Here is a 13,674-nt window from a genome sequence, read left to right as displayed (position 1 = left end):
GCGCAGAGTATGCCGGAGCGGGGGCTTTGTGTACCCGTCGGTAACGGGGATTCACCGAGTGCTCACATGCCGCCAGTGTCCACTGGCAACAAACGAGCTGATCAGGGCGTTGCCGAGTCGGCGGCGGATCACTCGATCTCGAGTCGGTCACGGGCGCCCTTGAAGACCGCGGTGCCCTTCTTCTCCGTGGGCGTGCCCTTGGGCATGTCGACACGCAGCTCGTACATGCGGTCCTCGGCCGTGACCACGATGAGCTGCATGACGCGGGTCGGGGAGACGTCCTTGTCGTAGGTGGTGTCGGAGAAGACGGCGTCGTGGCCCTTGAACGTGGTGCGGGTGGACTGGGTGCTCGCGTCGTGGTTGTAGCTGTCCCAGGTGTCGTGCGCCTCCTGCGCCTGCTCCAGCAGCGGGCGGGGCGCCTTGTCCCACTGGGTCAGGCGGACCTGGACGAGGCCGATGTCGTAGACGACGAGCCGGGGCTGGTCGGCGGCACCGCCCTCGCGCGCGGCCTCCTTGTACTCGGCGGGGAGGAAGAGGACCGCGTCCATGTCCCGCTCCCGGTGCTCGGTCCAGCCGCCGGAGGTGGGGCCGGGCTTGGTCGCCGGGGCCAGGGGGGCCGAGCTGTAGGTGGGGTTCATCTCCCGCACGTCGTCGCCCTTGTCCCTGTCGACGAGGAAGGAGGAGGCGGTGAACCAGGTGCCGACGACGAGGAGGACAGCGAGGACGGCCACGGGGACGGGGCGCAGCAGCCAGGAGCGGCGCCGCGGTTTCGAGGCGGCGGTGGTGGAGGAGGCGGTGGCCGAGGTGGCGGTCGCCGGTTCGGGATCGGTGGTGGCCGAGGTGGCGGTCGCCGGTTCGGGATCGGTGGTGGCCGAGGTGGCGGTCGCCGGTTCGGGAGAGGTAGTCGTGGCCGAGGTGGCGGTCGCCGGTTCGGGAGAGGTAGTCGTGGCCGAGGTGGCGCTCGCCGGTTCGGCAGTGGGGCCGGTGGCCGGTTCGGGGGTGGGCTCGGGTGTGCCGCCGGACGTCGGCCCGGTGACCGGCTCACCCCTCAGCCGTACGGTCCCGGAGTCCTCGGCGAACTCCCTGAGCCCGGAGGCGTCCTGAGGCCCCGACGCCGCCGCGCCCGCGGGCTCCGGTACCGGCCAGCCCTTCACGACCGCCTCCAGCACCGCCTCGACCTCGTCCGCGTCGGGCCGTCGCTCGGGGTCCTTCACCAGCAGCCGCACGATCAGCGACCCGAGCGGCCCCGCCTGTTTCGGCTCGGGCGGCTCGGCGGCGAGGATCGCGGCGAGCGTGGACTCCAGGGTCGTACGGCGAAAGGGCGACCAGCCCTCCACGGCGGCGTACAGCAGCACGCCCAGCGACCACAGGTCGGAGGCGGGGCCCGCGCCGCGGCCGGACATCCGCTCGGGGGCGATGAACTCCAGGGAGCCGACGAACTCGCCGCTGACCGTGAGGGATTCCTCGCCCTGGATGTGGGCGATGCCGAAGTCGGTCAGGACGACGCGGCGGTGCGCGCCGAGCAGCACGTTGGCGGGCTTGACGTCGCGGTGGACGATGCCGACGTTGTGCGCGGCGCGCAGGGCGCCGAGGACGGCGATGCCGATGCGGGCCGCCTCCGGCGCCTCCACGGGGCCGCGCTTGAGGGCCTCGTGCAGGGACTCGCCGCGGACCAGCTCCATGACGATCCACGGCAGTCCGTCCTCCTCCACGACGACGTCATGGATGGATACGGCGGCCGGATGGTCCACCCGGGCGGCGGCGCGGGCCTCGCGGTAGAGGCGGTTGGCGGCCCGCTGATGGGCGGCGTCCTCCGGGTCGCCGGGCAACCTCGGCTGCTTGACGGCGACTTCGCGGTCCACCAGCTCGTCGAGCGCCCGCCAGACGGTGCCCATCCCGCCGGATCCGATGCGCTCGACCAGGCGGTAACGCCCGCCGATCACACGCCCGTTGGGTCCGGTGCGGCCACCGTCTTCGCTCATGCCCCATGCCTACCTTGCGGGGTGGGCACTTCGCCAGTTCAGAGCTTGCCGATCTCCAGGTTCTCGATCACCGTCTTCGCCACCTCACGGCCTCGGTCGGTGAAGTCGCCCTTGCCGGGGTAGCCGATCTCCACCTTGTACATGTCGCCGGCCGAGGTCTTGTAGTAGAAGATCTTCAGCTCGCGGGGGCGCGGGTTCTCGGTGTCGGTCGTTTTGTACACGACCGTGTTCTCGGCCGACTGCCTGCCCTGGTACTTGGTCTGCTGCGGCTTCGTCGTGGGGCTTTCGGGCATGGAGAGGTCGTAGCTGCCCTGCTCCTTGAACACCTCGTTCTCGGCGTACATCTCGGCCGCGGCGGAGTTCTTGATCTGGTTCGAGGTGTCCTCGGACTTCTTGGCCAGATTCACGCGGACCCAGATGCTGCCGCTCCAGTCGGAGTAGGTGACCCAGTTCTTCTCGCTGTCGTCGGCGTCCGGCCTGCCGACCTGGTAGGTCGCGGGCACCTGGAGTGTCACCCCCAGCTTCGGGTTCGCCCGTTCCGCCCAGCCGTCCGGCAACGGCCCCGCGAACGGGTCGGCGATCACCAGATATGCCGCCACCGCACCGGCGACGATCGCCGCCCCGATGCCGAGCAGGGCCTTCGGCCCGATCCGTATCCCGGCCTTGACGCCCTCGGGTATCCGTACGACCTGGGTGGCGGCCTGCACGGGCGGGTTGGCGGCCTGTTCCAGCAGCGCCCGTGTCTGCGCGGCGTTCGGGCGGCGTGCCGGGTCCTTCTGGAGGAGGCCGTTGATGGCCTCGGCGAGCGGGCCCTTCGCGGAGGCCGGCGCCGCGGGCACGGCGTTCAGGACGGACTGGAGGGTCGCCGGGGTGTTGCTGCGGCGGAACGGCGAGACGCCCTCCGCCGCCGCGTACAGGACGACGCCCAGGGACCACAGGTCGCTGGCCGGGCCCGGGCGCTGGCCCAGCACCCGCTCCGGCGCGATGTACTCCGGCGAGCCGACGAAGCCGCCGGTGTCGGTCAGATTGGTCTCGCCCTCGATCTGGGCGATGCCGAAGTCGGTGAGGACGACACGGTCGTGGCGGCCGAGCATGACGTTGTCCGGCTTCACGTCGCGGTGCAGGATGCCCGCCGCGTGCGCGGCCTCCAGCGCGCCGAGCACTTCGAGGCCGATTCTCGCCGCGTCCCGGGCGCCGAGCGTGCCCTCCTGCAGCGCGTCGCCCAGCGAACGGCCCTGCACCAGCTCCATCACGATCCAGGGCCGGCCGTCCACGACGGCCACGTCATGGACGTTCACGACGGCCGGGTGGTCGAGCCGGGCCGCGGCTCGGGCCTCGCGGCGCATCCGCTCGAAGGCGTTGGCGCGTTCGCGTTCGGGAAGGTGATCCGGTACGCGGGGCTCCTTCACCGCGACTTCGCGGTCCACCGTCTCGTCCTTGGCCCGCCAGACGGTGCCCATGCCGCCGTGCCCGAGCTTGGCGAGCAGGCGGTAGCGTCCGGCGATCAGCCGACCGGTGCCGGGTTCGGGGGCGGGAGCCTGAGCGGGGGCGGCGGGGTGCGCGGGCCCGGCGGTCGCGGATGCGGCCTGCTGCGGTGCGGTCTGCTGCGGTGCGGCCTGCTGCGGTGCGGTCTGAGCGGGCGCCGCGTACGGATTGTCCGGGTGCGGCACCGGCGCCGAAAAGTTCGGCTGCGGTGGTTGCAGTTCAAAACTCGTCGGCTCGTCGGACCGATAAGGGGCTCCCCCGTTGCTGCTCATGGCTCCATTCGTATCGCGGGGGGCGTCCGGGTAGCCAGCGGGAATGCTTTCCAGTCACAGAGCCGTGACTCAGGTCGCTACTTATTTCCCCTTTATTCGGAGTTGGTGGGAGAGAGGCCCGGAGTGGCCGATGAGGGAGACATGCTCGGCGAGGGAGACGCGGTGGATGGGCTCGGTGAGGGAGACGCGGTGGATGGGCGCGGTGAGGGAGACGTGGTGGATGGGCGCGGCGACGGAGACTTGGTGGAGGGGCCGGCGGAACTCGCCGTAGGGGACGGCTTGTCCGAGCTCTCCGGCGCCGAACTGGTCGGCACGACGCCCCCGTCCCCACCCCCGTTCACCAGCAGCGCCGCCGCCGACACCCCCGCCACAGCCATGGCGGCGACCAGCACGACGGTGGCCAGCACGCTGCGGGGCGAGTAGGTGCGATCGGTTCGATCGGTGCGATCCGCCCTGCCGAACCGTTTCATCACAAGGGTGAGCCCCGTCTCCAGGAACTCCCGGAGCATCCGCTCCGCCTCCACGGCGTCCAGCCGCAGCCCCGGATCCCGCTCCAGCAGCCCCTGTACGACGGGCAGGATCGGCGCCGCCTGCGCGGGCGGACGTATCTCGTCGGACACCACGGCGAGCACCACGCCGCTCAACGAGTCGCGCCGGAACGGCGACTCGCCGCTCAGGGCCGCACACAGCAGCGCGCCCACCGACCACAGATCGGAGGCGGGGCCCGTCCCGGCGCCGGACATCCGCTCGGGCGCGGTGTACTCGGGCGAGCCGACGAAGGACCCGGACTCGGTGAGCGTGGAGGCGCCCGGCATCTGGGCGATGCCGAAGTCGGTGAGGACGACGCGGTCGGTGCCGTTCTCGATGAGCACATTGGCCGGTTTGATGTCCCGGTGCAGCACGCCGGCCTCGTGTGCCGTGCGCAACGCGCTCAGCAGGTCGGCGCCGATCCGGGCGGCCTCCCGGGCGTCGACGGGCCCGTGGGCCGTGATCCGGTCGGCGAGAGAGTCGCCGTCGATCAACTCCATGACGATGTACGGGCGTTCGCCGTCCTCGACCACGTCATGGACGACCATGACATGCGGGTGGCTGAGCTGCGCCACCGCCTGGGCCTCGCGCAACGTCCGTTCGCGCTGATGCCGGGCCTCGGCCGCCGAGAGCGTGTCGTCGAGTGGGAGCTCCTTGACGGCCACCCTGCGCCCGAGCAACTGGTCGGTCGCCCGCCATACGACGCCCATGCCGCCGCGACCGAGCCTCGCCTCGAGGCGGTAACGCCCCGCGATCACACGGAAGTTGGCCCCCTCGGTCCCCATGCGCCCCATCATGCCGCACCGGACGGACCGACTCCGGGGTGCCGATCGGCCAACTATGCAAAGGAGCAAACGACTTCAAAAGCCGCTCGGCGGTCAGGAATCCCACGGGACCGCCCGGCGATCGGACGCCTCAGGACCCGCTCGGCTGCCACCCCTGGAGCACCGACGTGAACTGCTTGCGCATGGTCGTCCAGTCGGCGATCGGCGTGGACAGGTAGATCGCGTACTCCGTGCCGTCCCGGTCGATGTAGGCCTGGTCGATGGCGCGGCGTGGCCCCGGGAACGGCGTGTCCTTGGCCAGCGCGGTCCACGTGTACTCCCACAGGGAGCCCTGGCGGTCGCGGTACAGGTTCTGCTTCAGGTACACCGTCTTGTAGTCGACCAGCTTCTGCCCCAGCAACTCCTCCAGGTCGCGGAAATGGTCGTAGGAGTTCGCGAATTGGGGCGAGGTGTCGACGGCGATTCGGACGAAGTGATCACCCCCGTCCGGCGAGTAGTCGACCTGCTGGAGGCCGTCGACCTCCTTGCCGACCACCTCCCGCTCCCAGCCCGCGGGCAGGTACAGGCTGAACCCCAGGGGGTCGTCGTAGCGCTTCCAGGAGGCCAGTACACCGCCCGGCGCGCCCGGGTCCTGCGACCCCGAGGGGCCCGGCGAGGCGGAGGCGGGCGGGCCGCTCTGCGGCCCCCACTTCTGGAGCACCACCGCGGTGCCGCCGCCGATGACCGCGGCGAGCGCGACGACGAGCGCCAGCGTGCGCAGCCGACGGCGCTTGCGCGACGGTGCGCCGCCCGTGCGGGTGGGCGGGTACGGGGTGCCGGTCACCGGCGGGTACGGGGTGCTGCTCGCCGATCCGTACGGGGTGTTGCTCGCCGACGGGTACGGGGTGTTGCTCGCCCCTGCCTCCGCGCCGGTGCGTGCGGCCGTTCCGGGGTGCGCGGGGCCCTGCGAGGGCCCGGTGTGCGCCTCCGGCTCGTAACGGTTGTGCTGCGTCGGCACGTACACCTGCGCCGCGCTCGGTCGTCGCCCCTCCGCCGCCTCGGCCAGCATCTGCTCGGCCTCGGACGCGTCGGGCCGGGTGGCCGGATCCTTGCGCAGCAGGGCGGTGATCACGGGCGCGAGCGGGCCGGCGTGCTGCGGCTCGGTGGCCTCTTCCTCGACGACCGCCTGCATGGTGGTCAGCGGCGAGGTGCGGCGGAAGGGCGAGCGGCCCTCCACGGCCGTGTACAGCGTCGCGCCGAGCGCCCACAAGTCGGAGGAGGCGCCCGGGTCGTGGCCGCGGACCCGCTCGGGGGCGAGGTAGTCGACCGAGCCGACGACCTCTCCGGTGCGGGTGATGGTGGTGTCGCCCTCGATCTGAGCGATGCCGAAGTCGGTCAGCAGGACCCGGCCGTCCTCGGAGAGCAGGACGTTGCCGGGCTTGACGTCGCGGTGCAGGACCCCGGCGGAGTGCGCCGCGCGAAGCGCCCGCAGCACCCACAGACCGATCCTGGCGGCCTCGGCCGGTTCGACGCGCCCGCGCTCCTTGACCGCGTCGGCCAGCGAGTTCCCCTCGATCAGCTCCATCACGATCCACGGCCGGCCGTCGTGCTCCAGCACGTCGTGCACGGTGACGACCGCCGAGTGGTTGATGCGCGCGGCGGCCCGCGCCTCGGCCCGGGTACGGGCGAGCAGCCGCTCCTGGTCGCTCTCGGAGACGTAGAGGGCGGCGGTCAACTCCTTGATTGCCACGGCCCGATGCAGCACCTCATCGTGCGCACGCCAGACGCGCCCCATGCCGCCGCTGCCGATCGCGTCGGCGAGCCGGTAGCGGCCCGAAACGAGCTGGCCCTGCATCTGATTCACGTTGCCCCGCAATGTTCTTGACAGGGTCAGGTTAAAGACCGGCCGACGCGACCGGAACCACGGGGGTGCCATGGAGACCGCACTGTGATGGTTGTCGCTTTCGCCATCGGGAAGCAACCATCACACAGGGTTCTTGGGCGCAATCATCCGGTGACCTGGTAGGTCGCCGACGCCTGCTCGAACAGCCGCGTGACCTCGTCCCGCTCGGCCTCCGGCCCGCGCACCTGCACCACGTGGTAACGCCCGTCGATCAGGATCGCGAGATTACGCACGAACAGCTCACGCCCCTCGCCGTCGGTCCAGGTGAACTGCCCCTCGGCCATGGTCCGCTCGCCGACCTGAATGGTCTTCAGCCCGCCGGAGGAGGCCCAGCTCGAGTCGCGGTACGGCTGCAACTCCCGCTCGTGCTCACGCTGGTAGACCATCGGGTCGCTGCCGTACTGGTCCGCGGTGTCGCGGCCCGGTACGACGAAGAGGTCGAAGTCGCCGTGGGAGTACACGACCTGCCCGCGCCCGTTCTTCGGCGTGCGGTCCCAACCGTTGGCCACCGCGACCTGGAAACCGGCGTCGTCCTTGCGCAGCGTGAAGCCGTCGGGGACCTCGGGGTCGTTGCTCTGCGTCTCGGAGGAACCCGCCGACTCCGAGGGGCCGTTGCCGGACTCCGGGGAGGTCTGGTCGGGCCGCGGTTCGCTGCTCGCCTCGGCGGACTCCTCGGTGTCCGCGTCACCGGCCTGGCCGGCGGCGCCCGTGCGATCCCCTCCGGCCGTACCGGCGTTGCCCTCGTCGGCCTTCGGCATGAACAGCATGGCGTACGCGATCGCCGCGGCCATGCCGAGCAGGACCAGCAGCAGCAACGTACGGCCCAGCCTGCGCGGCGAAGCCGACTCCTGCTTGGCCCGCTTGTGCCGCCCGTGATGTGCGGGCAGCCCGGCTCGCCGACGGCGTACCAACTCGCCCCGGCGCCGCACGATCGGCAGCCGGTTCGGGTCGACGGGCGGCGCGGCGACGACATGCGCACCGGCCTCCGGCTCGGGCGCGGACCGCACCAGCGAGCGGAGCCAGCCGCTCAGCTCCTCGTAATCGAGGCGCTCGGTGGGGTCCTGACGCAGCAGCGACTCCACGACCGGCCTGAGCGGCCCGCACTCCTCGGCGAAGGCGGGCGGCTCCGCGCACACCATCTGCACCAGCTCGGCCGTCGACTCCTCCGGGTACGGCGCGTGCCCCTGCACGGCCCGGAACAGCAGCGCGCCCAGCGCCCACAGGTCGGTCGCGGGCCCGATCGGCGCGGCGAGCCGCCAGTTCTCGTGCACGGGCCCGGCCTGCTCCGGCGCCCACCGCTCGGTCACGGGCCCGACCACGGCCATCCGCGCCTGCCGAGCCCGCTCTGCGGCGAGCGCGGTGGTGGGCCCCCGATGAGCGGGAACACCCTTGGCGAGGTCGTTCCAGCGTGCCGGGGGGTGGGGGGAGTTGGCGGGGGTGCCTGAGGTGGCATGGGCACCCGTCGCTGAGGGAGTGCCGGAGGCGGGGATGCCTTGCGCGGGGAACGCGCCAGCACCGTGCACGGGTGTGCCGACACCAGACGCGGAGGAGCCCGGTGCCGGGGCGCCGGGCCCGGGGAATCCGCCGACGCCGGGCGCCGGCACCGTGGTGCCCGGTGGCGTACCGAAGCCGGTCCGGGCGCCGGTGTCCTGGCCCGCCGGGGGCAGTGCCACGCGGTCGTGGCCCGCTTCCGTGGGCGTGCCGGGCGCCTCGCGACGGGGCGCGGCGCCGTGCCAGGGCGTGGCCTGCACGCCGTACGGGTCGGCGATCTGCCCCGGCGGCGTCGCGACGCCGTCGCCGGAAGGGCCGGAGGGATACGGCTGCTGCGCCGCGCCGTTGGCCTGGTACGCCGGGCCGCCCTCGGGCGCCGGACGGGCACCCGGCAGCGCGACGCGTCCGTTCTGCCGGCCTTCCTGCACCCGGGCCGCGGCACGGGCACCCGCGCGATACGCGGCGATCGCCCCGGCCCGCGCGGCCCTGATGTCCCCGCCGGTCTCGGGAGCACCGCTCGGCGCCTCTCCCGAGGCTCCCGCGCCAGTGCCCCCCTCGCCCGCGGGCACCGACAGCCCACCGGCCGCCCGCGCCTCTATCGCGGCACGCCGAGCGGCCTCGGGATCGGTACCACCGACACCGAGCCCACCGGTACCAGGCCCACCAGCACCAGGTCCACCAGCACCGGGTCCAGCGGCGCCGGGTCCACCAGCACCGGGTCCAGCGGCCCTGGGTCCAGCGGCCCCAGGGCTACCGAGGCCTCCGGCACTGCCGGGACCTCCAAGGCCACCAGGGCCACCAGGACCTCGTTGGCCACCAGGGCCACCGGGACCTCGTTGGCCTCCAGGGCCTCCAGGGCCACCAGAGCCACCCTGCCCAGACCCTCCCCCAAGCTGTCCGGAAGCTCCGCCGCCCCCCGGCCCACCGACGCCGCCCCCCGCAGACGGCCCCCCGCCGAACGTGGCGAGCCCGCCGCCCCCGCCCCCGTCACCGTCCTCGGCCGGCACCGGGTCGTACCCGCACAGTGCCTCCTCCGCGGCCCCCACCGCGAGCCCGGTCAGCATCACCCGGCCGTCGTCGCAGACGAGCACCGTGCGGGCGGTGATGTTCCGGTGGACCCAGCCGTGCGCGTGCAGCACCCGCAGCGCCATGAGGACGTCGGAGGCGACCTCGGCCGCCCGGTACGGCGTCAACGGCTTCTCGGCGAGCAGTGCGGCCAGCGGACGCGAGGCCACGAACTCACTCACTATCCACAACGAGCCGCCCTCGGCGAACACGTCGAAGACCTGGTCCAGCCGCGGATGGTCGGGGATCCGCGCCGCGGCCTGCGCCGCTTCGACCGCCCGCCGCACCGCGGGATCACTGGGCCGACGGGTGCTGGACCGCGCCGAGGCCCGCCGCCCCGCCCCGCGCTCACGCGCGTCCCGCGCGGTGAAGCCCTCGGGCAGGCCCTCGGCGTCGAGCACCTCCGCCTCGACGACCTCCGGCAACGGCACCTGCCGGACCAGGACTTCCTGTCCGCTGTAGGTGTCGAAGGCCCGGGTCTCGGTGAGTTCGTACTCGTCGGAGGGTGGCAGCGGCAGGCGGTAGCGGTCGGCGAGCACCCGACCCGCATAGTCGTCCACGTTGCCTCCCCCGGCAGCCCGGTTGGTCAATTCCGTTCGCCTTGCGTCGCTTTCCGGGCACGCGACTGGATGCGCACGGTCCGCAAGCATTCACGATACGTGCCGGAGGCAACCCACAAAGAGGGGTTGCCGTATCTCACAACTCGAACCCGGCCCTCGCGAACCCTTGCGGAGACCCGCTCACCTCATGACTTCGGCTGGAACGAACCGGTCAGTGTCTTCCAGGTGTCCTTACGGAGATCACTGTCCCAATCGGCGGCCTTCGCGGTGTACATCAGCGCATAGCCGCGACGGCTGTCCACGACGAACCCACGGTCGATCGTCCGGTACTTCGTCCCGCCCTCGGCATAGGTGAACTCCCAGTCGGCCGTGTTCCAGTCGCGATAGTCCACCTTCTCTATGCGGATCCGGTCGTACTGCGAGCGGACCATGTACTGCTCCTGGTCCTTCCAGTCCGCCACCGGGTCGTCCTGCGGCGTGGACGTCCAGGCGACGAGCAGCTTCTGCCCGTCGGGCCCGGTGAACCGGTCCCCCGCCGACCCCGTGGACTGGAACGCCCATCCCTCGGGCAGCCCGATCGAGTACCCCTGGCTGCCCTTGTGGTTCGAGACGGACCCGCTGCCACCACCGGACCCCGCCTCGGCACCGCTGCCTCCGGTTGCGCTCGCCTCGGCGCTCGGCTTCTTCCCGTCCCCGGAACCCGAACCCGAGCCGTTCGGCGCCGACGAGGACTTCCCGCCGTCCGTACGGCTCCCCTCGTCGTCCCGCTTGGTGTCGGTGCTCGCGCTCGCCTTGGCGGAGGCCTTGGCCCCGCCGTCGCCCGCCGCTCCGGTCGAGTCGTCGCCGTCGCGCAGCGCCACGGCCAGCACCACGCCGAGCACGGCGAGCGCCACGACCACCGCGATGATCACCAGCGTCCGCTTCGGCACCACATCGGTGAGCGGAGCCCTCGGCACGGGCCGCTCCGGCATGTCCGGCGGCGACATGACGGGCCACCCCGAACTCCGGCCCCCGCTCGGTCCGTTCCCGCTCGTGACGTCCCGCTCACCGGAGCCGGCCTTGGCCCCGGCGCCCGCGGCGGACCCGGCGACCACGCCGCCGCCCTCGGAACCGGAACCCCGACCCGAACTCCCGGCCCCCGCCGAAGTCCCGGCGCCGCCCCCTGCCGTGGCCGACCCACCGGTCGCTCCACCGCCCGATACGGAACCGGAATCAGCCTTCTCGCTCTTGGACTTGCCGCGCGTGGCAGCCCCGGCCGCCCCCGCGCCCACGGCGGCCTTGCGCACGGAACGCAGCGCCCCGCGCAACCGCTCCCCGGCTTCTTCGCCCTTCTTGCTCGCGGAGCCGGCGCCCGAACGCCCCTTGCCCTCCGGCCCGTCGGGCTGCGGCGGCAGCGGCACGACCTTCGTCGCGTCCGCCGGCTCCGGCTCGGCCTTGCGCTCGGGCGCGTGGATGACGGCGTTGAGCATCGCCCGCGCACCGGCGTCGTCGAGCCGCTTCTCGGGGTCCTTGGTGAGCAGGCCGTAGATGACGTCCCGCAGCGGACCCGCGTTCTTCGGCTCCTCCATCGGCTCGGTCATCACCGCGGTGAGCGTGGCGATCGCGGAGCCCTTGTCGTACGGCGGCACACCCTCGACCGACGCGTACAACAGCCCGCCCAGCGACCACAGGTCGGCCGCGGGGCCCGGCTTGTGACCGCGGGCCCGCTCAGGGGAGATGTAGGAGGGCGCGCCGACGAGCATTCCGGTCGAGGTGATGGACGGGTCGCCCTCGACCTGGGCGATGCCGAAGTCGGTGAGCACGACCCGGTCGGTGTCGGACTCCAGCAGTACGTTCGACGGCTTCACGTCGCGGTGCAGGATGCCCTCGCGGTGCGCGGACCGCAGCACATCGAGAACCGCGAGGCCCACCTCGGCCGCCCGCTTGGGCTCCAGCAGGCCGTCCTCCCGGATGACCTCGGCGAGCGACTTGCCCTCGACGAGCTCCATCACGATCCAGGGCCGGTCGTCCTCGTCGACCACGTCGAACACCGTGACCGCGCTGTTGTTGCGGATCCGGGCGATCGCCTTGGCCTCGCGCAGGGTGCGCGTGATCAGGCGCCGCTTCTCCTCCTCGTCGATGTTCGACGGGAACCGCAGCTCCTTGACGGCGACGGTGCGCCCCAGTGTCTCGTCGACGGCACGCCACACCGTGCCCATGCCGCCCCTGCCGAGCACGCCGCCCAGCCGGTACCGCCCCGCGAGGAGACGCTCACGGTCGTCCTGACGAGTGTCCTGACGAGATGTCCCCGCCCGCTCCGCCTCCGACATGCGTCCCCTCATACAACCCGCCCTGAAAGAGCCTCCATTGTCTCTCACCCGACAAGTGCCCAGCGCCCAGGGTGCCCCTCGCGCGGCCACCCGCCCGCACGGCGCGGGCGCCCGGGTCCGCTCAGACCCGAGGCCCCGTGTACCGCGCGTAACACCGCCCGGCATGATGGGCCACGGTGAGGGGAGGAAACCCGCATGGCGCGACCGGTGATGCCACTGCTTCGGACACTACTGGCCTTCCCTGTGCTCCTGACGCTTCTCGGCCTCGTGTCCCCGGCTCTCCTCGGTCTGTCCCCCGCCGGCCGGCCGGCTCTCACCGCCTCGTCGACGGCCGGGGCTCCGGCGACGGACGCCCTCCTGGCGCGGCTCGTCACCCGGGGCGAGGCCCCCGCGGCGGCCCTGCTGGCCCGCGAGGAGACCGGTACCCACTACACCCGCGCCGGCCAGGGCATCGCCCGCGCCGACCACTTCCGCGCCGGCAGCATGACGAAGACCTTCATCGCGACGGTCGTCCTGCAACTGGCGGCCGAGCGACGCCTGTCCCTGTCCGACTCGGTGGAGCGGCACCTGCCGGGTCTGGTGCGCGGCGCGGGCAACGACGGGCGCACGCTGACCCTCCGTGCCCTGCTGACCCACACCAGCGGCCTGTACGACTTCACCGCCGCGACCAGGGGTGCCCTCCCCTTGACGCCGCTTCAGGCTGTCCAAATAGCGCTCACCCACCCCCCCTCCGCCCGTGGCGGCTTCTCATACTCGAACACCAACTACGTGTTGCTCGGCCTGGTCATCGAGCAGGTCACCGGCCGCTCCTACGCCGCCGAGGCCGAGCGGCGCGTCATCGCTCCGCTGGGTCTGACCGGCACCTCCTTCCCCGGTTCCCGCACCTCGCTGCCCTCCCCGCACGGCCGCGCCTACGCCGCCGACGGGACCGATGTCACCGAACTCGACCCGCGGGTGGCCGGCGCCGCCGGTGAGCTGGTGACCACGCTCGCCGACCTCGACCGCTTCTACGCCGCGCTGCTCGGCGGCGAGCTGCTGCCCCCGCGCTGGCTGCGCGAGATGCTCGACACCCGTGCCGCACACGGCTCGTACGGCATGGGGCTCTTTCCCGTGAAACTGCCCTGCGGCACCGTCGTATGGGGGCACAGCGGGCGCATATCCGGCAGCTATGTGCGCTCCGCGGCCACCGTCGACGGGCGTCGTGTCATGACATTCCGGGTGAACACGACGGCGATCGCAGATCCCGGCCTCGAACCCCGGCTGCTCGCCGCCGAGTTCTGCCCTCGCACCAGGTAGAACGGCCGGGGTTCGAGCA

At 72.5% G+C, this 13,674-nt stretch carries 7 protein-coding genes; 1 reads left to right on the top strand and 6 read right to left on the bottom strand.

The window, feature by feature from the left end:
• Nucleotides 1-128 precede the first annotated feature (128 nt).
• The 6 genes from ACZ69Q_RS41790 to ACZ69Q_RS41765 all read right to left on the bottom strand — a co-directional run bounded on the left by ACZ69Q_RS41790 (nucleotide 129) and on the right by ACZ69Q_RS41765 (nucleotide 12,359).
• Complete coding sequence (locus tag ACZ69Q_RS41790) at nucleotides 129-1,982, bottom strand: protein kinase domain-containing protein (RefSeq protein ID WP_471053146.1); 1,854 nt, start codon at nucleotides 1,980-1,982, stop codon at nucleotides 129-131.
• A 38-nt stretch (nucleotides 1,983-2,020) separates the two neighbouring features.
• Nucleotides 2,021-3,739 carry a serine/threonine-protein kinase gene (locus tag ACZ69Q_RS41785; protein WP_471053143.1) on the bottom strand — a complete coding sequence of 573 codons (1,719 nt, stop codon included), beginning with the start codon at nucleotides 3,737-3,739 and terminating at the stop codon, nucleotides 2,021-2,023.
• Between the two features lie 92 nt (nucleotides 3,740-3,831).
• A complete protein-coding gene (locus ACZ69Q_RS41780; protein ID WP_471053140.1) occupies nucleotides 3,832-5,052 on the bottom strand; it encodes a serine/threonine-protein kinase in 1,221 nt (406 codons plus the stop codon).
• 130 nt (nucleotides 5,053-5,182) lie between these two features.
• Entirely contained in the window at nucleotides 5,183-6,886 is a 1,704-nt protein-coding gene (locus ACZ69Q_RS41775) for a serine/threonine-protein kinase (RefSeq protein WP_471053138.1), read from the bottom strand.
• A 152-nt stretch (nucleotides 6,887-7,038) separates the two neighbouring features.
• Nucleotides 7,039-10,050, bottom strand: a complete 3,012-nt coding sequence (locus ACZ69Q_RS41770; RefSeq protein ID WP_471053135.1) for a protein kinase — start codon at nucleotides 10,048-10,050, stop codon at nucleotides 7,039-7,041.
• Nucleotides 10,051-10,235: 185 nt separating this feature from the next.
• Nucleotides 10,236-12,359, bottom strand: coding sequence for a serine/threonine-protein kinase (locus ACZ69Q_RS41765; RefSeq protein WP_471053133.1), 2,124 nt, complete (start codon nucleotides 12,357-12,359; stop codon nucleotides 10,236-10,238).
• Nucleotides 12,360-12,569: 210 nt separating this feature from the next.
• Between ACZ69Q_RS41765 and ACZ69Q_RS41760 the strand changes: the two genes are divergently transcribed.
• Nucleotides 12,570-13,655, top strand: coding sequence for a serine hydrolase domain-containing protein (locus ACZ69Q_RS41760; RefSeq protein WP_471053206.1), 1,086 nt, complete (start codon nucleotides 12,570-12,572; stop codon nucleotides 13,653-13,655).
• Nucleotides 13,656-13,674: the final 19 nt, after the last annotated feature.

Source organism: Streptomyces sp. NPDC036764, from assembly GCF_055609385.1.
This window is presented reverse-complemented; position numbering and strand designations above follow the sequence as displayed.